This window comes from Actinomycetota bacterium (genome assembly GCA_009923495.1).
GTDB lineage: Bacteria > Actinomycetota > Actinomycetes > S36-B12 > UBA5976 > UBA5976.
Window position 1 is genome coordinate 38,785 of record RFTJ01000005.1, and the last position, 21,545, is coordinate 60,329.

General features: G+C 49.5%; 25 protein-coding genes. 1 reads left to right on the top strand and 24 read right to left on the bottom strand.

The genetic code is table 11. The features are described 5' to 3' along the window. Nucleotides 1-7 precede the first annotated feature (7 nt). The 6 genes from rlmN to rpsB all read right to left on the bottom strand — a co-directional run bounded on the left by rlmN (nucleotide 8) and on the right by rpsB (nucleotide 5,099). Nucleotides 8-1,108 carry a dual-specificity RNA methyltransferase RlmN gene (gene rlmN / locus EBS36_03330; GenBank protein ID NBU32186.1) on the bottom strand — a complete coding sequence of 367 codons (1,101 nt, stop codon included), beginning with the start codon at nucleotides 1,106-1,108 and terminating at the stop codon, nucleotides 8-10. A 26-nt stretch (nucleotides 1,109-1,134) separates the two neighbouring features. Further along, nucleotides 1,135-1,962 (bottom strand): phosphatidate cytidylyltransferase, encoded by an 828-nt coding sequence (locus EBS36_03335; protein NBU32187.1) that lies wholly within the window; start codon nucleotides 1,960-1,962, stop codon nucleotides 1,135-1,137. A gap of 3 nt (nucleotides 1,963-1,965) precedes the next feature. Further along, nucleotides 1,966-2,523, bottom strand: a complete 558-nt coding sequence (locus EBS36_03340; protein ID NBU32188.1) for a ribosome recycling factor — start codon at nucleotides 2,521-2,523, stop codon at nucleotides 1,966-1,968. 15 nt (nucleotides 2,524-2,538) lie between these two features. Continuing rightward, nucleotides 2,539-3,231, bottom strand: coding sequence for a UMP kinase (locus tag EBS36_03345; protein NBU32189.1), 693 nt, complete (start codon nucleotides 3,229-3,231; stop codon nucleotides 2,539-2,541). A gap of 160 nt (nucleotides 3,232-3,391) precedes the next feature. After that, the gene (locus EBS36_03350; GenBank protein ID NBU32190.1) at nucleotides 3,392-4,204 is read right to left on the bottom strand and encodes an elongation factor Ts; all 813 of its coding nucleotides are present in this window, start codon (nucleotides 4,202-4,204) and stop codon (nucleotides 3,392-3,394) included. Between the two features lie 64 nt (nucleotides 4,205-4,268). Further along, nucleotides 4,269-5,099: a 30S ribosomal protein S2 gene (gene rpsB, locus EBS36_03355; GenBank protein ID NBU32191.1), complete on the bottom strand. Its 831-nt coding sequence runs from the start codon at nucleotides 5,097-5,099 to the stop codon at nucleotides 4,269-4,271. Between the two features lie 280 nt (nucleotides 5,100-5,379). On the opposite strand from rpsB, the gene EBS36_03360 reads away from it, so the two are divergent. Beyond that, nucleotides 5,380-5,964, top strand: a complete 585-nt coding sequence (locus tag EBS36_03360; protein NBU32192.1) for a M23 family metallopeptidase — start codon at nucleotides 5,380-5,382, stop codon at nucleotides 5,962-5,964. On the opposite strand, the gene EBS36_03365 is transcribed toward EBS36_03360, so the two are convergent. The 18 genes from EBS36_03365 to EBS36_03450 all read right to left on the bottom strand — a co-directional run bounded on the left by EBS36_03365 (nucleotide 5,891) and on the right by EBS36_03450 (nucleotide 21,459). After that, the gene (locus EBS36_03365) at nucleotides 5,891-6,799 is read right to left on the bottom strand and encodes a tyrosine recombinase XerC (GenBank protein ID NBU32193.1); all 909 of its coding nucleotides are present in this window, start codon (nucleotides 6,797-6,799) and stop codon (nucleotides 5,891-5,893) included. The genes EBS36_03360 and EBS36_03365 overlap by 74 nt on opposite strands. Before the next feature lie 108 nt (nucleotides 6,800-6,907). Continuing rightward, nucleotides 6,908-7,162, bottom strand: a complete 255-nt coding sequence (locus EBS36_03370) for a TM2 domain-containing protein (protein ID NBU32194.1) — start codon at nucleotides 7,160-7,162, stop codon at nucleotides 6,908-6,910. 115 nt (nucleotides 7,163-7,277) lie between these two features. Then, nucleotides 7,278-8,135 (bottom strand): DNA-protecting protein DprA, encoded by an 858-nt coding sequence (gene dprA / locus EBS36_03375; GenBank protein ID NBU32195.1) that lies wholly within the window; start codon nucleotides 8,133-8,135, stop codon nucleotides 7,278-7,280. Then, the gene (locus tag EBS36_03380) at nucleotides 8,126-9,640 is read right to left on the bottom strand and encodes an ATP-binding protein (protein NBU32196.1); all 1,515 of its coding nucleotides are present in this window, start codon (nucleotides 9,638-9,640) and stop codon (nucleotides 8,126-8,128) included. Before EBS36_03380 ends, dprA begins: the two co-directional genes overlap by 10 nt. Then, the gene (locus EBS36_03385) at nucleotides 9,637-9,999 is read right to left on the bottom strand and encodes a YraN family protein (protein ID NBU32197.1); all 363 of its coding nucleotides are present in this window, start codon (nucleotides 9,997-9,999) and stop codon (nucleotides 9,637-9,639) included. Before EBS36_03385 ends, EBS36_03380 begins: the two co-directional genes overlap by 4 nt. Nucleotides 10,000-10,119: 120 nt before the next feature. Further along, nucleotides 10,120-11,199, bottom strand: coding sequence for a calcium-binding protein (locus tag EBS36_03390; protein ID NBU32198.1), 1,080 nt, complete (start codon nucleotides 11,197-11,199; stop codon nucleotides 10,120-10,122). 141 nt (nucleotides 11,200-11,340) lie between these two features. Beyond that, nucleotides 11,341-11,634: a DUF2469 family protein gene (locus tag EBS36_03395; GenBank protein ID NBU32199.1), complete on the bottom strand. Its 294-nt coding sequence runs from the start codon at nucleotides 11,632-11,634 to the stop codon at nucleotides 11,341-11,343. Between the two features lie 10 nt (nucleotides 11,635-11,644). Then, complete coding sequence (locus EBS36_03400) at nucleotides 11,645-12,307, bottom strand: ribonuclease HII (GenBank protein NBU32200.1); 663 nt, start codon at nucleotides 12,305-12,307, stop codon at nucleotides 11,645-11,647. After that, the gene (gene lepB, locus EBS36_03405; protein NBU32201.1) at nucleotides 12,307-12,951 is read right to left on the bottom strand and encodes a signal peptidase I; all 645 of its coding nucleotides are present in this window, start codon (nucleotides 12,949-12,951) and stop codon (nucleotides 12,307-12,309) included. The genes EBS36_03400 and lepB overlap by 1 nt, the downstream gene beginning before the upstream one ends. A 99-nt stretch (nucleotides 12,952-13,050) precedes the next feature. After that, a complete protein-coding gene (locus tag EBS36_03410) occupies nucleotides 13,051-13,401 on the bottom strand; it encodes a 50S ribosomal protein L19 (GenBank protein ID NBU32202.1) in 351 nt (116 codons plus the stop codon). Nucleotides 13,402-13,560: 159 nt separating this feature from the next. After that, complete coding sequence (gene trmD, locus EBS36_03415) at nucleotides 13,561-14,250, bottom strand: tRNA (guanosine(37)-N1)-methyltransferase TrmD (protein NBU32203.1); 690 nt, start codon at nucleotides 14,248-14,250, stop codon at nucleotides 13,561-13,563. Then, the gene (rimM, locus tag EBS36_03420) at nucleotides 14,240-14,782 is read right to left on the bottom strand and encodes a ribosome maturation factor RimM (protein ID NBU32204.1); all 543 of its coding nucleotides are present in this window, start codon (nucleotides 14,780-14,782) and stop codon (nucleotides 14,240-14,242) included. The genes trmD and rimM overlap by 11 nt, the downstream gene beginning before the upstream one ends. A 3-nt stretch (nucleotides 14,783-14,785) precedes the next feature. After that, on the bottom strand, nucleotides 14,786-15,022 hold the full coding sequence (locus EBS36_03425) for an RNA-binding protein (protein NBU32205.1): 237 nt from the start codon (nucleotides 15,020-15,022) through the stop codon (nucleotides 14,786-14,788). A gap of 3 nt (nucleotides 15,023-15,025) precedes the next feature. Next, nucleotides 15,026-15,616, bottom strand: coding sequence for a 30S ribosomal protein S16 (locus tag EBS36_03430; GenBank protein NBU32206.1), 591 nt, complete (start codon nucleotides 15,614-15,616; stop codon nucleotides 15,026-15,028). Between the two features lie 176 nt (nucleotides 15,617-15,792). Then, complete coding sequence (locus EBS36_03435) at nucleotides 15,793-17,295, bottom strand: signal recognition particle protein (protein ID NBU32207.1); 1,503 nt, start codon at nucleotides 17,293-17,295, stop codon at nucleotides 15,793-15,795. A 41-nt stretch (nucleotides 17,296-17,336) separates the two neighbouring features. Next, nucleotides 17,337-19,676 (bottom strand): [protein-PII] uridylyltransferase, encoded by a 2,340-nt coding sequence (locus EBS36_03440; GenBank protein ID NBU32208.1) that lies wholly within the window; start codon nucleotides 19,674-19,676, stop codon nucleotides 17,337-17,339. Nucleotides 19,677-19,756: 80 nt separating this feature from the next. Further along, complete coding sequence (locus EBS36_03445) at nucleotides 19,757-20,095, bottom strand: P-II family nitrogen regulator (GenBank protein ID NBU32209.1); 339 nt, start codon at nucleotides 20,093-20,095, stop codon at nucleotides 19,757-19,759. Between the two features lie 2 nt (nucleotides 20,096-20,097). Beyond that, nucleotides 20,098-21,459, bottom strand: a complete 1,362-nt coding sequence (locus EBS36_03450) for an ammonium transporter (protein ID NBU32210.1) — start codon at nucleotides 21,457-21,459, stop codon at nucleotides 20,098-20,100. Between the last annotated feature and the right edge of the window lie 86 nt (nucleotides 21,460-21,545).

Consider the following 21,545-nt stretch of genomic DNA (forward strand, 5'->3'; position numbering starts at 1 on the left):
ACGCACACTAAACGCTGGCTGCAAGTTGTCCGCAAGCGCCGTCTATTTCCCGGCCCCGGGTATCTCGAACAGTGGCTGCTACCCCGTGTTCCTGCAAAATGCGCACAAATGCCCGCTCATCTTCCGGGCGAGATGCCGTCCAAATCGAACCTGGTGTTGGATTCAATGGAATTAGATTTACATGTACCAGGTGACCTTGAAGTAGTTTGCCCAAGAGTTCGGCTCGCCATGCCTGATCATTAATGTCCTTGATCAAGGCATACTCAATTGAGACTCGCCGACCGGTGACTTCGGCATAGTTCCAACATGCTTCTAATACTTCGGCGATTTTAAATCGGTTATTTATCGGCACCAAAGTATCGCGGAGTTCGTCATCGGGACAATGCAATGAAACGGCCAGTGTTACTGGAATTCCCTCTTTGGCTAAATCGTAAATTCGGGGAACCAATCCAACAGTGGATACGGTGATGCCACGAGCTGACAGGCCAAGCCCGGCAGGTTGGTCATCGGTAAGTCTGCGAATGGCGCTGATTACATTTTTGTAGTTCGCCATAGGCTCGCCCATGCCCATAAACACGATATTGTTTACTCGGCCAACTCCACCAGCGATTTCATCATTAGCCAAAGCCCGCGCGCCAACCATGATCTGTTCGACAATTTCTGCGGTGGAAAGATTACGAGTCAGGCCATTTTGACCAGTGGCACAAAATGGACAGTTCATTCCACAACCGGCTTGTGACGATATGCACATAGTAACCCGCTCTGGGTAACGCATCAACACGCTCTCAACCAAAGCGCCATCAAAGAGTTTCCACACTTGCTTAACTGTGGTGCCACCGTCACAATCCAAAGTCTTCACTGAAGTTAACAGTGGTGGAAACAACTGAGCTGCAACATCACCACGCAACTCAGTAGGAATATCTGTCCACGACATAGGATCATCGGATAGCCGACCAAAGAATTGCCGTGAAATTTGATCTGCTCGGAAAGCTGGCAGTCCGAGTTCGACTACTTTTTCCTTGCGCTCGGCAACTGATAAATCCAGCCAATGAGTTGGCGGCTTCTGGCGCTTTGGCGCAACCATAATTAACTCACCGGGTTCAAGCATGTCTTCAGCCTATTGGCTTTGGCAGGTTAAACAAATAAACCGAATAGTAGCCAGGCAACGGCAGCATTTAATACTAAAGAATCCAGTCGGTCCATAATGCCACCGTGACCTGGAATTAATTGAGACATATCTTTAATGCCGATGTCTCGCTTGATCATGGATTCGATCAGGTCGCCAAAAGTTGCCGTAACGGCCAATACCGCACCAACAATCGCACCTTTCCACCAAGATTGCTCGAAGAGCAGGTGCCAGATAGCAATACCAATTGCAATTTCAAGCACGATAGCCCCGATTAGTCCCTCCCATGACTTCTTAGGTGAAATCTTTGGCGCTAACGGATGCTTGCCAAAAAAGATCCCGACAAAGTAGCCGCCGATGTCTGCGCCAATTGTTAGCAAGACCAAGGCAAAAACTTTTTTAGCGCCATCCTCTTGAGCGGCCAAAAGAACGGCGAAACTTGCAAGAAGTGGCGCATAACTAATAATGAATATTGTTTTGCTTGCGTGTGATACGTAATCTTCTTGACCCGAAAATAACCTTGCTACCAGGACAAAGCCGATAGAAATTACAAAAGCGCCAAGAAGCCATTGCGGTCCACCAAAATAGGCCGATAACACCAAACTCGGCGCACACAACAATAGGACTTTGCGTAATGGCGCCGGCAGGTCAGTTGAAATTGCCCGAGCCAATTCGACTACCGCCAGCATCATGACAAAAGCGACTAATAGCGCAAAGACCACGGGCTTGAACCAAATACTTGCTGCAAAAATGGAAAAAAGTGCGACCCCAACCACAGTTGCAACGGGTAGATTTCGGCCCGCTCTGCCGTAACCAGTATCGGCTTGTTCGCTCATAACCTAAACCTCAAGAAGTTCAGACTCTTTATTCTTGAGCAGATCATCAATAGAACTAACGAACTTGCTCGTGAGTTCCTCAAGTGCTTTTTCGGCACGGGCTACATCGTCCTTGCCTGCATCGCCATCTTTACTTAGTTTCTCAAGCGCCTCTTTAGCGCTTCGGCGAATATTTCGCAACGATACGCGAGCTTCTTCTGCTTTAGCCTTAGCAACTTTTACATATTCCTTGCGTCGCTCTTCGGTTAGCTGAGGAAATGAAACTCGAATCACATTTCCGTCATTTGTTGGATTTACGCCCAAGTCAGAATCTCGGATTGCTCGCTCAACTGAGCCCATCGCGCTCTTGTCGAATGGGGTTACCACTGCCATGCGAGCTTCTGGCGTTTGAATCGAGGCAACTTGCTGAATAGGGGTTGGCGAGCCGTAATAATCCACCATGATTTTGCTAAATATTGCCGCTGAGGCGCGACCAGCACGGATTGTGGTGAAATCTTCACGCGCTACTTCAAGCGCCTTAGTCATTTTCTCTTCAGCGTCTAACAAAATGTCATCAATCATGATGCCCTCTCCGGATCAGGAACTAACTATTGTGCCGATTGATTCACCGTGAACCGCTCGAGCAATGTTGCCATCTTCTAATAAATTGAAAACCACAATCGGCAGATTGTTATCTCGACACAAACTGATTGCAGTTGCGTCCGCAACTTTTAAGTTCTGGGCCAACACGTCGTCGTGCGTTAAATCTGAGTAGCGAAGCGCATTTGGATTTGTTCGCGGGTCACTGTCATAGACACCATCCACGCCCTTGGCCATCAAGACAACTTCGGCGCCGATTTCCAATGCTCGTTGCGCGGCGCACGTATCGGTACTGAAATAAGGGGCGCCCAAGCCTGCACCAAAAATCACCACGCGACCCTTTTCCAAGTGACGCTGTGCCTTGCGGGGAATGTAAGGCTCTGCCACTTGGCTCATGGGAATCGCAGTTTGCACCCGAGTTTCTATGCCTTGCTTTTCCAAAAAGTCTTGCAAGGCTAAGCAGTTCATTACTGTACCCAACATGCCCATGTAATCTGCACGAGCCCGATCCATGCCTCCGTCTGAAAGTTGAGCTCCGCGGAAGTAATTTCCACCGCCAATCACGATGGCAACTTGCCGGCCTTCGCGAACCACACCAGCTACTTGTCTGGCAATGTCACGAACTACTTCTGGGTCAACTCCAAGTTTGCCGTCGCCAGCGAATGCTTCGCCGGAGAGTTTCAGGAGCACTCGATTCCAACCTCTTACTGGCACGGACGACCAACCAGTAGGGCTGCCTTGGGATTGCGATGAAGTCACGCCTCTATCTTGCCGTATGGCAAAGCAAAACCGCGCCACACTCCCCCAAAATTGTTACGGGCGCGGGCGCGGCTTAATTTTTGCTTAGGAGTTAAGCGCCAATCTCGAAACGGGTAAACCCAGTGACTGAGGTGCCAGCCTCATCAAGAATCTGCTTGACAGTCTTTTTATTATCGGTGACCGAAGACTGTTCCAGTAGAACATTTTCCTTGAAGAAGCCATTTACCCGACCTTCAACAATCTTTGGTAATGCAGCTTCTGGCTTGCCTTCTTCTTTGGCAGTCTCTTCTGCAATACGCTTCTCGTTGTCCACGACTGAATCTGGAACTTCATCGCGAGTTAGGAAAGTTGGGCGCATAGCGGCAATCTGCATCGCCACTGAGCGAGCAACCTCTTCATCGCCAGAGTACTGAACCATTACACCAACTGCTGGTGGCAAGTCAGAAGCGCGGCGGTGTAGGTAGAGTGCGACGTCACCATCGTGAAGTGCGACTCGGCCCAACTCAAGCTTTTCGCCAATGACGCCAGCGCGACTTTCGATTTCTGCTCCTACGGTCGCACCGTTTGCCAGTGTCAATCCAAGGACTGCTTCATGGTCTGCATTCTTTGTACTGTTTACCAGTGCAGCGATCTCTGAAGCCAAAGACAGGAATTCACTGCTCTTAGCCACGAAGTCAGTTTCGCATAGCAGTTCAACGAGCGCTAAGCCATCTGCGGCAACTAGGCCAGCTGATGTTTCACGCTCAGCACCGCGCTTTGCAGCTTTGGCGGCACCAGAAATGCGAAGAATCTCTACGGCTTTATCGAAATCGCCTTCTGCCTCTTCAAGTGCTTTCTTACATTCCATCATTCCGGCTGAAGTCGCATCGCGAAGCTTCTTTACATCAGCGGCTGAAATTGACATGTGTTATTGATCCTTAACTGTTGTTTGAATACTTGATAAATCGGTAACTTGAGTGGGCCGGAAATTATTCGGCTGTTGTTTCGGCCACAACTTCGGCAGATACCTCGGCAGGTGCTGCATCAGTGCTTGCTGAACCTTCAAGAAGTTCCTTTTCCCATTCGGCCAGTGGCTCAACGTCAGCTTCGGTTCCTGCTTCGGCAGCGCCTGACCGGGCAAGCAAACCTTCAGCAATTGCGTCTGCGATGACACCAGTAAGTAGGCCAACTGCACGAAGTGCATCGTCGTTGCCTGGAATCGGGAAATCAACTACATCTGGATCGCAATTGGTGTCCAAAATACCAACAACGGGGATATTTAGTTTGCGTGCTTCGGAAACGGCTAAGTGCTCTTTGTTGGTATCGACTACCCAGATGATGCTCGGCACTTTACGCATGTCTCGCAATCCACCTAGTGAGGTAGCTAACTTTTCCTTTTCACGAGAAAGCACTAGAAGTTCTTTCTTAGTTAGGCCAGATGCGGCAACGTTTGTGAAATCCATCGCTTCTAGTTCTTTGAGGCGGGCAATGCGCTTTGATATGGTCTGGAAGTTAGTGAGCATTCCACCAAGCCAGCGATGATTAACATACGGCATACCAACCCGAGTCGCTTGCTCAGCAATTGCCTCTTGTGCCTGCTTCTTTGTTCCAACAAATAGAACAGTTCCGCCGTTAGCGACAGTTTCTTTAACGAAAGCATGTGCGCGATCGATGTAGGAAAGTGACTGCTGCAAGTCGATGATGTAGATGCCATTACGCTCAGTGAAAATGAAGCGCTTCATCTTTGGGTTCCAGCGACGAGTCTGGTGACCGAAGTGAACACCGTTTTCGAGTAGCTGGCGTGCTGAAATTACAGCCATGATTCTTCTCCTTTTGAGCAAGCTTGCGCTCACTCCATTGCGGTTTGTGCACTAGCGGTTGCTAATGCCCTAAGGTTCGGCGTTCCCGTCCACCTTGATTACTCAAGGACCGATGGTCTGGTGCGCCACAGTTGAACCTGTGAAGTCACTCGTTGAACAAGTGCTTGACCTAGTTTAGAGGGGTTTTTGTCGGGCGCAAAACCCTAGGCCACAGGCAGACCCTGTCCACAATCTGCAATCGTTGGCTCAATCGACTTGCTCTGCGATAAACAATCTATTTATGTCCAAAAAGCTTGTTTTGCCTATGTTGATTGGGTTATTGACGACCTGCTTGCTCTGGCTTGCCGGCCAGAGTCAGGCTCAGCCCAAACCATACTGGCGGTTGCCACTAAATCAGGATCTTGAAATTACCAGAAGTTTTTCACCGCCAACACCGAATTGGCTACCAGGGCATCGAGGAGTTGACCTAATGGCCCGAACTGGGCAATCAGTTTTTGCGCCAACTTCTGGTCAAGTTACATTCGTTGGCGACCTAGCCGGACGGGAAGTTTTAGTGCTAAAACATGGAGATGTTCGTTCCACTTATGAGCCCGTGCAGTCAAATTTGCGAGTCGGAGATCTGGTGAATCGCGGTTCACTGATTGGTCAGCTTCGATGTGGCAAATCACACTGCTGCACGCTAGGTCATGTCACCTGTCTACATTGGGGTTTGCGGCGCGGCCTCAAATATCTAAATCCGCTCAGCAGACTCGAAATCGAGGTTACGTTAATTCCGCTTACAAAAAATCTAGCTAGGCACGGGGATGCGCCTGTTCAAAGACTGCGCGCAGTCGTTCCATGGATACATGCGTATAAAGTTGCGTAGTTGCCAGGCTAGCGTGGCCAAGCATTTCTTGGACTGCTCTAATGTCGGCTCCGCCTTCGAGTAAGTGCGTCGCAGCCGAATGGCGCAAACCGTGTGGACTTAAGTCGGGAGCCCCGCCAAGACTTTGCAACACCTCGTGCACCATGGTGCGCACAACGCGTTGATCAATTCTTTTTCCGCGAGCACCCAAAAATACTGCGTTACCACTTTCCATCTTGGTCAATTCTGGACGTGCTTGCTCAAGATACTTTGCTAGTGCTGTGCTGGCAGCCGTGCCAAAGGGCACTACGCGCTGCTTATTACCTTTACCTATCACTCGGAGTGTCCTGCGACTTTGATCAATATCAGAAATGTTGAGTCCAACTAATTCGCCGACTCGAATACCTGTTGCGTAGAGCAGTTCCAAAATCGCCACATCTCGCACGTGAACTGGCGATTCGTCATCAGCGCGAAGTAGCGCAAGGTCCATTGCATCAGTTGCTTGGGACTGCGCAAGTACGTGTGGCAGTTTTTTACCAACCTTTGGAATTACCAGTGCACTTGCTGGGTCGGAATCAATTATTTTGGTTCGATGAGCCCAGGCAAAGAATGCTCTTATGGCGGTAGCTCGCCTGGCGATAGTGGCTGAACTTAATCCAGATGTTCGCTGCTGAGCCAACCAGCCGCGCAATTCAAATATTCCAACATCTGCTACGCGAGCGCAGTGCGCAGATTGGGCGAATTCGAAAAAACTGTGAATGTCTTTGCGGTAGGCAGCAATTGTATTTGGACTTCTACCCTGCTCTAATTCGACATATTGCAAGAATCGTGCGCAAGCAGAATCAAATTCCTGCAATTTCTCGGTCACTGTCCCACCCTGACAACATCAAACTAAAATTGCAAGCATTGAACCCCAAAAAAATAGTGGCCAAGCAAACCTTGGCCACTATTTTGTCGCTTAAAACTAGATGGTAGTCACATTCCTGGTGCGGAACTGCAGTGGCCGTCCTTGTGCATCTGGCAGGTTTCCAGTGATTAGCAGGACGAAATCAATCAGTGCCCAGATTCCGCAGCCACCGAAAGTTATCAGTTTCAAAATACCCAATGCGGTATAGCCGAGATAGAACCGGTCAACGCCAAAAACTCCCAGCAACCAAGATAGAACTGATGCAACCACAAAGTCCTTAGGCGGCGCCTGAAAATTGTAGGTTGGCTGCATTGGTGGAGGGGGAAATGGTGAATTTGTCTCTGACATGAAAGTCTCCTAAAAAATTTCTCAAAACGAGTTATCGGCTATTTTACAAGGAGTGCCAACAAAATTAGGGAATTTAGCCTCAACGAAACAGCAAATTTGGATTGGGCAATAATTTTGCATTGCCTGTGAAGATTTCTTGGTTAGTCCCAGCCGAACTCGCCGAGGTAATCGGACCAGGTACGCCCCACACTTGCCGACCAATCGCATTTGCCCAGTTAGATGTTGATAAGGCGCCAGAACGCAACGCTGCCTCAACAACAACGGTTTGGCGGCCAAGTGCTGCAATGATGCGGTTGCGCACCAAGAAATTCTGTTTCCGTGCCACAGCGCCTATGGGAGCCTCACTAACAACCGCGCCACTTGCTGTGATTCGCTCGAGCAACCCCTGATGCGCACTCGGATAAGCGATATCTACACCGCACGCAAGTACGGCGATGGTTTGGCCGTTAGCAGCAAGCGCACCACGATGCGCTGACGCATCAATGCCAAATGCAGCACCGGAAACTACACATTGATCCAGATCAGCAGCTAATGTCCCGATCTCGCTGGCGATTCGTTGGCCATAGGCAGTAGCTGCTCTTGCGCCAACAACGGAGATTGAGTTCTGGACTACATCTGCCAGATTCACTTTGCCGGTTACCCACAGCCCTATTGGGGCAGCAAAATCAAGGTCAGAAAGTTGCTCCGGCCAGTCAGCGTCTGTGGGCGTGATGAACTTAGCGCCACATTTTTCGGCTGATGCAAGAACTCTCGGAATTTGCAGGACAGCATCGCTAATTCGCTGAACTATTACTTTCGGGCCAAAGCCAGCAAGCCAGCGATTGACAGATTCGGCAGCACCAAACTGGGCAACCTCTTGGCCAATTCGTTCATCTCCAGGTAATTGCAGAGAACAGATCGCAATTCGTGCAGTTTGATCATCGGCTACTACGTCCATAAAGCACCGGCATCACGAAAAAATAGGGCTTGTTCTAAATCGGATTTCTCAGGCGGGCCACCTTGGCGTAAATCGGAAATAGTCCACGCAATGCGAAGTACGCGATCAATGCCGCGAGCAGAATATCCACCACAGGTTTGACGAAGATAGCGCATTGCCGAATTGGTAATGGGAAAATCTTTTCGCAACACTGGCCCAGGTAGTTCTGCATTCGTTTTCCAGGGCAGATTGGAAAATCTTGCCCGCGCCTGGGCTCTAGCAGCCAATACTCTGGACTTAACTTGTGCTGTGTTCTCAACCTGCACATCAGATTCAAAATCTGCCATCGTTGGCTTGGATAGCGCTACTCGCAAATCTATTCGATCTAAAAGTGGTCCGGAAAGCCGAGCGAAATATTTTCTTCGCACCTGAACTGTACAAGTGCACTGGTCGCCTAAATCAACGTACATTCCGCATGGACAAGGATTTGTAGCTAGGACCAACTGAAATCTTGCAGGTAATTTTGTGTTGAATTCAGCGCGCGATAATACAACTTCGCCAGATTCAAGTGGCACTCGTAATGCATCCAGAACTGTTCGATTAAATTCGGCGGCTTCATCTAAACAAAGCACACCGCCATGGGCCAGAGTGACCATGCCAACTCGCACCTGCCTTGACCCGCCGCCAATTAGAGACGTTGTAGTTGCACTGTGGTGGGGTGCGAGAAACGGTGGAGTACGAATCAAGCCTTGGGCTGGGTTAAGATAGCCAGCGATTGAATGGATTCCAGTCACTTCCACGGCAAGCTCATCACTTAGTTCTGGCAATAAACCTGGTAGCCGCGAGGACAACATGGTTTTACCTACACCAGGACTGCCAACCATTGCCAAATGGTGCCCACCGGCAGCGGCAATCTCTAGGGCTAATCGGGCATCAGTTTGCCCTCGAACATCTGCTAAGTCGGGAATTTCAACAGGGTCAACTGGCGGGACCTCAATCTGCTGGACTTCGAATGGTTCCCCTTTATAAAAAGCAACCGCATCAGATAGTGAACTAACACCAACAACCTTCAAATTTGGTACGAGTCTGGCTTCGGCAACCTGCGAATGAGGTAGCACGAGGGTGCTTATGCCATAGTTGCGTGCAGCCATGGCTGCAACTAAAACGCCCCTTACTTCATTGATCGACCCATCGAGTGAGAGCTCACCAATCGCTGCGACATCTAAGCGCTGGGGTATTTGTTCGTGGGCGGCTAATAATGAAAGTGCTATGCCCAGATCTAACATGGCACCACGTTTTTGCACTGAAGCTGGTGACAATCCCACGGTGATTCTGCGCTCGCCCGGCCAATTAAGGCGTGAATTTTGAATGGCCGCTCGCACTCGATCTCGCGATTCGCCCACTGCAGTGTCCGCAAGTCCAACCAAAGTTAAACCAGGTAAGCCCTGACTCAAGTAAGCCTCAATCGTGACGATTAGACCAGTAACGCCATTAATGATTGCGCCATGCGCCCGGGCCAGACTCATTGACCGATGTCCACGATGTGGTGAATTTTGGGTGATGTTAAATCAGTGGCAAGTATTGCAATCACATCAAATCGCATACTATGGTGCGAAACTTTGTGCTCACAAAGCCAATTAAGAGCGGCTGCGCGCAAGTGCGTTAATTTAGCTGGAGTCACAGCTTCAGCTGGAAAGCCCCGACTTGTACTTCGACGGGTCTTAACTTCGCAAAAAACTAAGGTGTGCTCTGTCAGCGCAACAATATCCAATTCGCCCGAATTACTGCGCCAGTTTCGAGCCAGAATCACAAAGCCCTGGTCAACGAGATACTCAGCAGCTAGTTGTTCGCCAAATGCGCCTAGTTCTTTTGTGGAGAGGGACATTGCCTTAGGATGGCAAATTTGCTGGTTCCGGAATTGCCCTACTTCGCTTCTGTTAAGTAAAACTTGCTGTGAAAAACTTAAAGCCCACCAGCGTCCTGGTGGGCTTTAGTTTTGGATTAGTTAATCGTCACGTTCTTTACTGTCACGATCTTTTGAATCGGATGAATCGCGAGAATCTTCATCTCTGTCGCCTGAGTCAAGGTGCTTACGGTCATGACCCGCACTTCCCTTTATTCGATCTGATCCTTCGTTGCCATCAAGTTCATCATCGCCATCGCCACCATCAAGAGAGTCATCTCCAGCGCCACCATTTAACTTGTCATTACCTGCGTTGCCCGTCAAAGTGTCGTTGCCGGCATTGCCGTTCAAAGTGTCATCACTGTCGCTGCCATAGAGTTTGTCCGCGCCGTCGTTACCGTTAATCAGGTCGGTGCCAGCGCCACCTGTTTCAGTGTCGTTGCCGGAATTGCCATTTAGCGTGTCATTACCATTGCCGCCAAGTTCGGTGTCATTGCCATTGCCACCGTTGACAACGTCATCACCATCGCCACCGTCAATGCTGTCGTTGCCATCGCCACCGTCAATTGAATCCTTACCCGAGCCACCATTAACTTTGTCATTTCCTTCGCCAGCTGAAAGTGTGTCATCACCATCTTCACCGTTGACAGTGTCGTTTCCTGATGCAGTACTTACAGAATCATTGCCGGTCCCGCCAGCTACAACATCGTTGCCTTCGCCACCAGTTATTGCATCATTGCCGTCGCCACCGATGATTACATCGTTACCGCTATTGCCATCGACAGAATCATTGCCAGTGCCGCCATTTAATGCATCGTTGCCATCCTGGCCAGAAACCTTGTCAGCACCATCGCCGGCATTGACCACATCATTTCCTGATCCGGAATCAATGGTGTCGTTTCCCCCATTTCCAGATACCGTGTCATTGCCAGCACCTGAGTTGATGGTGTCGTTGCCGTCTGAATCACAGATGACATCATTGCCATTTCCTGAATTCACTACATGGTCACCGGTTCCAGTCACCACAATTACGTCGTTTCCGTTTGTTCCGTTTATCGTTGGCGCACTCGAGGTGATTGTTGCCGTGACTCCGTTGCAAGTGGCAACTGCTGCATGTGCTGTGATGCCAGTTTGCACAGTAGCTAGTGCAGTTATGGCCACTATTCCTAAAACTTTTTTCATGACTAACTACTCCTAGACGGGTTGAGGTACTGCTCTCAACTTAGGCGAAAGTCAGCCAAAAAGCAGGTTGAAGGCATCCAAAAATGATCCAAAATTTAGCAAAATTTAGCGATAAGAATATTTGGCTAACGAGAGTAAAAGCTAGTCAGCGCCTAGTAGTTCCTCGATATTTACATCCTTGAAGGTCAAAATCCGTGCTTGTTTCACAAATCTGGCCTGCCCGTACAAATCCCATACCCAGGCATCCAGAATCGTTAAATCGAAATAAACATCTCCTGAGTCATTGGTGCAGACCTTCAAGTCGTGGCCATTAGCCAAATACATTCGGCGCTCGGTGTGAATTATGTAGCGATATGCGTGAACTAAATCGCCATAAGATTCGTAAAGGTTTAACTCAAGTTCAGTTTCTTTACGCTCTAATTCTTCAGCACTCATACTTCCTAGCCTATGCCCCAGCCGACGATGACAGGCTCCACGACTTACGGTGATATTCGGTTAGTCCAACTTCACGAATTGCTGTCATATGTTTAGCGGCGCCGTAACCAACATTTGAGGCCCAGCCATACTGGGGAAAGGTTAACGCAAGTTTTTGCATATATTCGTCGCGTTCGACTTTGGCAAGGACACTTGCAGCCGCTACTGAAGCACAACTTGCATCGGCTTTAATCTTGAGCGTTACTGGCAAATCTATGCTTGGGATGTCAATTGTGAATAGGTCGGATTCTTTGCCTTGCAGCCAGTTGTGCTTGCCATCAAGAATTATGTGGTTGGGCTTGATTGCCAACCCTGAATACGCTCTTGTCCATGCAAGGCGAAGGGCATTTATTATTCCGATTTCATCTATTTCGGCAGCGGTGGCTGAGCCAACCGCGCATGATTTGGTCCACTGCTTTATTGCTAGGTAATTTTCTAAGCGCGCTTTGGCGCTCATCTGCTTGCTGTCCCGTAATTGTGCTGGTGGTTGAGCTACGTCTACATCAATTACTGCTACACCCACGCTTACCGGTCCAGCTAAAGCGCCACGGCCAACTTCATCAACGCCAGCGACAAACTTAACTCCTTGAGTGAACAACAAATGTTCTTCAATCAAGGATGGCGCGACTGACATTAGCGCTCGATGCCACCGATTCGATCGAGTGGCCATATCCGCACTGAAACTCTGCCCACTACATCTTTTAATGGAACCATGCCATTGTTCAGGTCTAGATGGAATCTTGAATCTTCCGAATTGCCACGGTTGTCACCCATAACAAATACATGGCCGTCAGGAACTAGCACGCTGAAGTCAACTTGGTTAGTGCTCGATCCTGCCCGTATGTAGGGCTCATCAATCCCTTCACCATTTCGCACGATGCGCCCTTTGGTATCGCAACACTGAATTTGATCTCCGGCCACACCAATAACGCGCTTCACTAGATCCTTGCCTGAATTAGCTGGAACAATGCCGACATACTGCAGGAAGTGTCCAAGCTTTCCGCTGTAGGGATTGGTGTATCCAACGCCCAGCCAACTGCTTGGGTCATGAAAAACAATGACATCGCCCCGGTTAACACCAGTAATTTTTGTCGAAATTTTGGAAACCACAATTCGGTCGTTGATCTGCAGAGTACTTTCCATTGACGCACTCGGAACATAAAACGCTTGAAAAATAAAAGTGCGAACCAAGACTGAAAGCACCAAAGCCGAGACAAGGACGACTGCAGTTTCGCGGAGAAAACCACCCGGCTTTTTAGTCATAGTTCTGCTTTCCATTTACTAAGTAATTATTCCGTAATGGACAGGTAAATGCAGGAAACCGAGTAACTAGTGAGTAACTAATTGCCAATCCCAAACAGTCGCCTGGGATTCAAATTAGGAGTTTTCGCGCTTTTCGCGAATTTTGGCAGCCTTGCCACGAAGATCGCGCAAGTAGTACAACTTCGCACGGCGCACATCGCCACGGCTGACGAGTTCGATTTTCTCAACGATTGGTGAATGTACTGGAAAGGTGCGCTCAACACCAGTTCCAAAGCTAACCTTGCGAACTGTGAAAGTCTCGCGAACGCCACCGCCATGGATGCGGATTACGATGCCCTGAAAAATCTGAATACGTGAGCGGTTGCCTTCAATAACGCGAACGTGCACTTTGACGGTGTCACCGGCGCGGAAGTCAGGAATATCGCTGCGAAGTGAAGCGGAATCTAGATCGTCTAAGTAATGCATAACTACTCCAGGAGACATGTCGCCGCAGGTCGCATACCTCAATAAAGGTCTTGCCCGATGTTCGTTATCAACTTTGTTAGCGACTCCCCTACGGCAGAGGTGCTAGTTGCAACTATCTGAGTTTGCCATAAACCGCTAGTTTGCGCCAAATTCGGGAAGTTATTTGCCTAAATCTGGACGGTTCTGCGCTGTACGCTGCTGTGCTTGAGCGAGTCGCCAGGCTGCAATCTTGGCGTGATCGCCAGAAGTTAGAATTTCGGGAACCACCAAGTCGCGCCAACTAGGTGGTCGAGTGTAGACCGGACCTTCGACTAAATTCTCCATAGCGCCTTCTGCGAATGAGTCGTCTTGAAAACTTTGTTCGTTGCCTAAAACGCCAGGGACTAATCGCACCATAGCCTCAATCATGGCCAACACTGCTACTTCGCCCCCGGCTAGGACATAGTCTCCGATAGAAACTTCCATCACTTTGACTCTGGTGGCGTAGTGTTCTGCTACTCGTGAATCAATCCCCTCGTAGCGACCACAGGCGAAAACCACATGTCCGGCGCCTGAAAGTTGCTGCGCCACTTTTTGATCAAAAACCTTTCCCGAAGGAGTTGGAATTACCAGAATCGAATCTGGTTGCACTAACTCATCAAGCACTTCACCCCAAGGCTCTGGTTTCATGACCATGCCTGGCCCACCACCATAAGGGGTGTCGTCAACGGTGTGATGTTTGTCATAGGTATGGCTTCGCAAATCGTGAATTGCAACTTGGAGTAGACCATCTTGCGTAGCCTTGCCAATTAGTGACAATTTCAATGGCTCAAAGTATTCAGGGAAAATGCTAACGACATCAATCTGCATCAGCTTCACCTCGGACAACTTCTGCTTCGGAATCATCCAATAAACCTGGTGGCGGATTTAACGTGACAATACCGGCCAGGATATCAATTTCTGGAACTATTTGTTTCACAAATGGAACCAAAACTTCATTTCCAGGTTCCGCCACAATGGCCAATAAATCTTGAGCAGGCAAATGAACAACTTCACTCACTTTTCCAACAGTCGAACCGTCAACCAACTTGGCAGTTAGACCGATGAGTTGATGATCGTAAAACTCGTCTGGATCAGTGGGTAACTGTAGTGGATCAACATCGATTGATAACTCGAGAGATTTTATTTCATCAGCCATTGTTCGATCATCTATGCCGACGAAATGGACCACGAATTTCCCGCTATGCCACTTGGTTGAAGCCACCGTTAGGGTTCGTTTGTTGCTCGTCGTGAGGTTACTTCCTTGGGCAAAGCGAATCTCTGGTTCATCTGTAAATGGTTCAACAAATACGTCGCCACGAACCCCATGGGCTCGACCGATTCGCCCGACAACGAGCAGCATTAATTAGCGCTCGTCAACGTCGAGAATATCTATACGCACATTACCTTTTGTAGAAATTGCGTTTAGTACTGTGCGCAGTGCGGAAGCGGTACGACCAGCCTTACCAATTACTCGACCCATATCTTCTGGATTAACTTGAACTTCCAGTGTTGTGCCGCGACCTTGACGTTCGCGGACAACAACGTCATCTGGATAATCAACTATCCCGCGAACGAGATGTTCTAAGGCATCGTCAAGCATGGATTAAGCCTCTTCAGCAGGTGCTTCTTCGGCGACAACTTCAACAACTGGAGCCTCTTCGGCGGCAGGTGCTTCTTCGGCTGGAGCAGCAACTTCTTCGGCAGGTGCTTCTTCGGCTGGAGCAACAACTTCGGCATCTGTTACCTCAACTGCTGGCACTTCTTCAATTGCTTCTACTGCGGCAACTTCTGCTTCGGTAACTTCAACTTTTGGCTCAGCCTTTGGCTTAATAGTTGGAGTGCGTGGCTCATCAGCAACTGCCAATACAGTCGCAGCGAAGTTGTCGAGTTTGCTGGTCTTGGCCTCGGCAACTTTTAGTGTGCCTTCAGCGCCTGGCAGGCCCTTGAATTTTTGCCAATCGCCAGTAATTTTCAATAGGGCAAGCACTGGCTCAGTTGGCTGAGCGCCAACGCCTAACCAATACTGGACCCGCTCAGAGTTAATCTGAATAAGACTTGGTTCTTCTTTTGGATGGTACAAACCGATTTCTTCTATTGCACGGCCATCGCGTGCGGTACGCGAGTCAGCAATGACCACGCGGTACTGGGGATTACGAATTTTGCCGAGACGCTTGAGCTTGATCTTTACAGCCACGAAATTTATTTCTCCTGAGTATGGTTTGAACGGTTTTGCGGTTCATGTGGGGCAAGAACTGCGCAACAATTCGGATGAATCCGCAAAAAGACACAGGTAGAGGGCCGGCGCTTTAGGCGGGATTACTTGAGATAGTCTGCCAGATTTCGGGCAATCAGTGAAATCAGGGCCGAAACTCAGTGGGGACCGAGTAAATCTTTAAAGGCGCTAGGTAATTCAGTAAGTTCATTCGCCGGTGATTCTGGGCTAATGCCAGCTGCCTCGGCGGCTCGCTTCGCTGGGTTTCCTGAACGCTTTGCTCCTTTTCCGGGCTTCTTTTTGCTAGTTGCTTGTCGGACAGGTAAGCCTGGCATCGCTGGAATGCCAGGCACCGATCCACCCTTGGCCATCTGCTTCATAACTTTTTGCGCCTGACTAAATCGGTCAATCAAGCCATTCACATCGCTAACTTGCGTGCCCGAGCCTCGGGCGATTCGAGCGCGACGCGATCCGTTCAGAATCTTTGGATCATCACGTTCGGACGGAGTCATGGACGAGATGATTGCGGTCACCCGATCAATCTCGCGATCGTCAATGTTTTCAATCTGCTTTTTCATGTCGCCCATGCCAGGCATCATTCCCATGATTTTTGACATCGAGCCAAGTTTTTTCATTTGCTTCATTTGTTCCATGAAGTCGCTCAATGTGAAGTTATCGCCTGATTGAAGTTTAGCTGCCAGTTTTGCAGTTTGGTCTTCATCAAATGTTGCTTCAGCTTGCTCTATGAGGGTTAAAACATCGCCCATGTCAAGAATGCGTGATGCCATCCGATCTGGATGAAAAATCTCAAAGTCGGTTAACTTCTCACCAGTTGATGCGTACATTATTGGTCTATTTGTTACGGTTGCCACTGAAAGTGCAGCACCACCACGAGCATCGCCATCAAGTTTGGTTAGTACAACTGCATCAATTCCGATTTGCTCAGCAAAAGTCTGCGCCGTGTTAACCGCGTCCTGACCAGTCATTGCGTCAATTACGAGCAGAGTTTCTGTTGGCCCAGCTTCATCACGCACTTTGGCTAGTTGCGCCATCAATTCGTTATCAATACTTAAACGACCAGCTGTATCAACAATTACAACGTCGTGAAGTTTCTGCTTTGCAAATGCGATACCGTCTCGAGTAACTTGAACTGGATCGCCCACACCATTGCCCGGCTCTGGTGCATACACCAAAGTGTTGGCTTGTTCTCCAACAATTTTCAATTGATCTACAGCATTTGGTCGCTGTAAGTCGGCAGCAATTAACATCGGTTGATGCCCCTGGCTGCGCAGATGCAGCGCCAACTTTCCAGCAAGAGTAGTTTTACCAGCGCCTTGCAAGCCCGCAAGCAGAATTACGGTTGGTGGAGTTTTTGCCAACCGCAGTCGACGCGTTTGGCCCCCGAGAATTTCAACTAATTCTTCATTGACTATTTTTACTATTTGTTGCGCCGGATTTAGCGCAGCGGATACTTCAGCTCCTAGTGCTCGCTCTTTGACCCGAGAACAGAATGGACGTACGACTTCAAGAGCAACGTCAGCATCTAGTAGCGCAATGCGAATTTCACGAACGGTTTCATCGATGTCCGATTCGGTGAGTCGGCCTTTTCCCCTAAGTTGCTTAAAGGTTGCCGACAATCTGTCAGATAGCGATGCGAACATACCGCAATTCTATCTAGGCTGTAGGCGACAAGCTTAGGCCATCAAGTCACTGAATTGCTTAGCTCAAGAGCATCCAAAATAGTGGACCGCACTTCCTGAGCGCGTGCTGGAGTCAGATGAGCGCCACCTGCCGTCTTTTCAATCACATAGAAGACATCCACTGCTTCTGATCCTAAGGTTGCAACACGGGCTGCGATAATGTCGACATTCACTGCTGAGATTGCGCCAGCCACGATTCGCAATAGGCCAGGGAAATCGTGAGCTCGCACTTCAATCACGGTTGCGCGCGCCGAAACATCCTCGAGGATTTTTACTTGTGCTGGAGGGTAGGTGAACCCAGCGCCAAGCATATCTTGTCGCCGACGCTCTAGTCGGGCAGAAACATCCAACTGTCCATTCAAAATCAAACCAAGATCTCGAGCGATTTCCTGAATGTCTGGCATGTCGCCATACTGTGGGGTCACACCCCAAACACTGACCGCCCGCTCGCCAACTGTTTGTGTAGTTGCGGTTCTAACACTTAACTGATGGAGCGCCAATACCCCAGCACAAGCAGCAAGTAAACCCGTGGCATCGGGAGCCGAGATTGTTATTGTTGGCAGGCTGGACATTGAATCGAGCAAAACTTCAATGTCTCCTGACGCACCGACCTCGAGGCGCTCTGGATCAAGTTCTGGTGGTGGTGGAATCTCATCTCCCCTAAGTACGGCATGAACTCGACTAACCAAATCCGAAATAAGCGAAAGTCGCCATTCTGATGAGACTGCTGGTCCCGTGGCGCGTGAATCTGCCTCTGTCAAAGCGTGCAGCATTTCAAGGAAATCGTGTTCCTGCACAATTTGAGCCACAAAATTTATCGTCGCATCATCTTCGGGGTCACGCTTAGTTGCGACGTCTGGAAGCAGCAGGTGATGCTCCACCATCTTGACTAAGGTGGCAGATTCACTGTCGTCGAAACCAAGGCGCTGGGCAATCCCTGGCATGATCTCAACACCGACTTCGGTGTGGTCACGATCTTGAGCTTTGCCGATGTCATGAAACAGCGCACCAATTAAGAGTAAGTCTGGCCGAGCAACACGTCTGGTCATGGTTGAAGCATTGATCGCAGTTTCGACTAAGTGTCTGTCAACCGTGAAAACATGCAGTGGGTTATGTTGTGGTGCTGACCTGACAACCGCCCACTCTGGAATCAAACGATTAAAGATTTCAAATTGATCAAGTGCCTCCCAGACTGGCAGCGCCAACCTACCAGCGCCGATTAACGAAACCAGAGCCTCTCGGGCAGCTCTTGGCCATGGGGTTGGCATAGGTGCGGATTCACTTGCTAATCGATTCACCGTTTCTGGTTGCAAGCGCAGGCCGTGTTGGGCAGCAGCGGCGGCGGCCCGAAGCACCAATACTGGATCGGTACTGGGGTCTGCCGTTTTAGCCAGCACCACTTCTCCATCGCGGACCATAACACCAGGTGCCAATGGTGTCTCATCACTCATTACCGGCACAACTACTTTGCGTCGCAGTATTCCCTTGCGCTCAGTTACTCCTTGATGCTTGACTCGGTGCCAAGTTAGCTCAGAAATGTAACTGATGGTACGGCCGGCACTCGAAACTTGGCGAAGTAAAGCATCATCAGATTCAATTTCTAAAAGTTCGGCAACTGCGGCCTGCTCCTGCAAAGTTAACCGATCACTCGGTCGGCTGGTGACTAGGTGCAGGGCATCACGCACGTCGAGTAAGAATGCATAAGCGCTGGCTAAACCTGTTTGGTCAACTTCGGCTATTCCTGTTGCGGCAACGCCATTGAGGATGCCTAAATCACGTAATCCACCGAACGATTCTTTTAAATCAGGTTCCAGAAGGTGGGCAAGTTCGCCATTTCGAGTTATTCGATCTTGAACATAGCTTCGCAGTCCCGGTAACCTCTTCTGGCCCATTGCCCGCCAGTCTGCCAGAACCTGCTCCTTGAGTTTCTCGCAAAGAGATTCGTCGCCATAAACAGTGCGCGCATCAAGTAAGCCCAGAGCGACCTTTAAGTCATCAGCCGCCATGGTGCGGGCTTGGGCAACAGTGCGCACCGAGTGATCTAATTTCATTCCCTCATCCCAAATCGGATACCACAATTTGTTTGCGACTTGGGGAATCAAATTTGGATTAGCTGACGGTGGCACTAGCAGCACTAGATCCAGGTCGCTACCTGGAGCTAATTCACCTCGACCATAACCGCCAACAGCGACAACAGCCCCGCCTAACTGACTAACACCAGCCGCTTGAGCTAGCTCCTTAATCCAACTATCTGTTAAAGCTAGGAGTTCGCTACGCCGCTTGGCACTTGGCTTGATTTTCTGAGCTAAAAACTCTTTTCGCTGATTCGAAAACTCGCCCACAGTAACTCCTTTCTAAAACTGACCCAAAAAAACAGGTGGCACTCGTGACATCAGTCGTCTCGAGTGCCACCTGAAATTACTTAAAGAGCTTCGCTACCCTTTTCGCCAGTGCGAACTCGCACGACAGAGTCGACTGGTACTACCCAGACCTTTCCATCTCCGATTCGACCAGTGTTGGCTGCCTCGACAATTGTTGACACGACTGAATCTGCATCAGCATCGTCAACGAGTACTTCGATGCGAACTTTTGGCACGAGATCGACAGTGTATTCAGCACCACGGTACACCTCAGTGTGACCGCGCTGGCGGCCGTAACCTGAAGCTTCTGACACGGTCATGCCATGGAGGCCACGGTTTTCAAGTGCCACTTTGATATCTTCCAACTTAAATGGCTTAACAATTGCTGTAATGAGCTTCATGTTTATGCCCCTTCCTTAGCTGAGCCTGACAATACTGAACCGAAGCCACCTGCGCCACGGTTTTCGAATTCGTAGCCTGATTCGGCGTGCTCAGTTAAGTCAACACCTTCAATTTCTGCATCGCGAGCGACGCGGAAGCCGATGGTCTTTTCAATGATGAACCCAAGAATCAGAGCGACGGTGAATGAATACAGGAATACTGATCCGGCACTGATGGCCTGTGAACGAAGGCCGGCAAACCCGCCGCCGTAAAACACGCCATCCCATGCAAGTGAATTCACCTTAGACGTGCTGAAGAAGCCGATGAACAAGCAGCCGACGATACCGCCGACTAAGTGCACGCCGACGACATCAAGGCTGTCATCGAAGCCAAACTTGTACTTCAAGCCAACGGCAAGCGCACAAATTGCCCCAGCTAACAAACCTAGAATTACTGCAGCCCAAGGAGTAATGAAAGCGCACGCTGGAGTGATTGCAACTAGGCCTGCGACCGCACCAGAGGCAGCGCCCAAACTTGTTGGATGACCATCGCGAATCTTTTCAACAATCAACCAGCCTAGAAGGGCCGCTGAAGTTGCAACCTGCGTATTCATGAATGCAAGTCCAGCAATACCGTTTGCACCCAGTGAAGAGCCTGCATTAAATCCGAACCATCCGAACCAAAGTAGACCGGCACCGATCAGAACCAATGGCACGTTGTGTGGGCGCATCGGGTCTTTGCGCCAGCCAACGCGCTTGCCGAGCACTATTGCCAATGCAAGTGCGGCAGCACCAGCATTAATGTGAACGGCAGTGCCACCAGCGAAGTCCTCTACAGCTTTGCCATTCAGAATGCCAGCACCTGAAGCCAGCCAGCCAGCACCGATGATTGTGCCATCCTTTAGCTTGGTACCAAAGTCAAAGACCCAGTGCGCAACTGGGAAATAAACAACACTTACCCAAATAGTTACGAAAATTCCCCAAGAAATGAACTTGGTGCGATCTGCAATTGCACCGCTAATCAAAGCTGGTGTGATGATCGCGAACATTAACTGGAATGCGGCAAATACGAGTACCGGAATGGTGTACTCGCCTCCGTTATTCACAACTGCATCGATACCGCTACTCAAGCGAGAGAGATCGAAAGCTCCGAAAAATTGGCTTGTGCTGGTGTCATTGCCAAATGCCAAGGCGAAACCGTAAATGACCCACAGGACACTTACGATTCCGATGGTCACAAATGACATCATCATCATGTTGAGCGTGCTCTTGGCCCGAGTCATGCCACCGTAGAAAAACGCCAAACCTGGCGTCATCAACAGTACGAGGGCAGTAGACGCGAGAACCCAAGCGATATCTCCATTGTTCATTAGTCCTCCACTAATGTGCTTAGCAACTCTTCCCCTTGTGGCTAAAGCGCTAAATACGAATAAAACTACGACAGCGCTGTCGATACGCCTATCTTTAATGG

Excerpts from the sequence above, each read along its gene's own strand:
- EBS36_03435 (NBU32207.1), bottom strand. The coding sequence starts at position 17,295 with ATGTTCGCATCGCTATCTGACAGATTGTCGGCAACCTTTAAGCAACTT.
- EBS36_03360 (NBU32192.1), top strand. The coding sequence starts at position 5,380 with ATGTCCAAAAAGCTTGTTTTGCCTATGTTGATTGGGTTATTGACGACC.
- EBS36_03390 (NBU32198.1), bottom strand. The coding sequence starts at position 11,199 with ATGAAAAAAGTTTTAGGAATAGTGGCCATAACTGCACTAGCTACTGTG.
- EBS36_03395 (NBU32199.1), bottom strand. The coding sequence starts at position 11,634 with ATGAGTGCTGAAGAATTAGAGCGTAAAGAAACTGAACTTGAGTTAAAC.
- EBS36_03350 (NBU32190.1), bottom strand. The coding sequence starts at position 4,204 with ATGTCAATTTCAGCCGCTGATGTAAAGAAGCTTCGCGATGCGACTTCA.
- EBS36_03385 (NBU32197.1), bottom strand. The coding sequence starts at position 9,999 with ATGTCCCTCTCCACAAAAGAACTAGGCGCATTTGGCGAACAACTAGCT.
- rlmN (NBU32186.1), bottom strand. The coding sequence starts at position 1,108 with ATGCTTGAACCCGGTGAGTTAATTATGGTTGCGCCAAAGCGCCAGAAG.
- EBS36_03400 (NBU32200.1), bottom strand. The coding sequence starts at position 12,307 with ATGTCAGTCGCGCCATCCTTGATTGAAGAACATTTGTTGTTCACTCAA.
- EBS36_03410 (NBU32202.1), bottom strand. The coding sequence starts at position 13,401 with ATGCATTACTTAGACGATCTAGATTCCGCTTCACTTCGCAGCGATATT.
- EBS36_03370 (NBU32194.1), bottom strand. The coding sequence starts at position 7,162 with ATGCAGCCAACCTACAATTTTCAGGCGCCGCCTAAGGACTTTGTGGTT.
- EBS36_03380 (NBU32196.1), bottom strand. The coding sequence starts at position 9,640 with ATGAGTCTGGCCCGGGCGCATGGCGCAATCATTAATGGCGTTACTGGT.
- trmD (NBU32203.1), bottom strand. The coding sequence starts at position 14,250 with ATGCAGATTGATGTCGTTAGCATTTTCCCTGAATACTTTGAGCCATTG.
- dprA (NBU32195.1), bottom strand. The coding sequence starts at position 8,135 with ATGGACGTAGTAGCCGATGATCAAACTGCACGAATTGCGATCTGTTCT.
- lepB (NBU32201.1), bottom strand. The coding sequence starts at position 12,951 with ATGGAAAGCAGAACTATGACTAAAAAGCCGGGTGGTTTTCTCCGCGAA.
- rpsB (NBU32191.1), bottom strand. The coding sequence starts at position 5,099 with ATGGCTGTAATTTCAGCACGCCAGCTACTCGAAAACGGTGTTCACTTC.
- EBS36_03445 (NBU32209.1), bottom strand. The coding sequence starts at position 20,095 with ATGAAGCTCATTACAGCAATTGTTAAGCCATTTAAGTTGGAAGATATC.
- rimM (NBU32204.1), bottom strand. The coding sequence starts at position 14,782 with ATGCTGCTCGTTGTCGGGCGAATCGGTCGAGCCCATGGGGTTCGTGGC.
- EBS36_03425 (NBU32205.1), bottom strand. The coding sequence starts at position 15,022 with ATGCTTGACGATGCCTTAGAACATCTCGTTCGCGGGATAGTTGATTAT.
- EBS36_03335 (NBU32187.1), bottom strand. The coding sequence starts at position 1,962 with ATGAGCGAACAAGCCGATACTGGTTACGGCAGAGCGGGCCGAAATCTA.
- EBS36_03340 (NBU32188.1), bottom strand. The coding sequence starts at position 2,523 with ATGATTGATGACATTTTGTTAGACGCTGAAGAGAAAATGACTAAGGCG.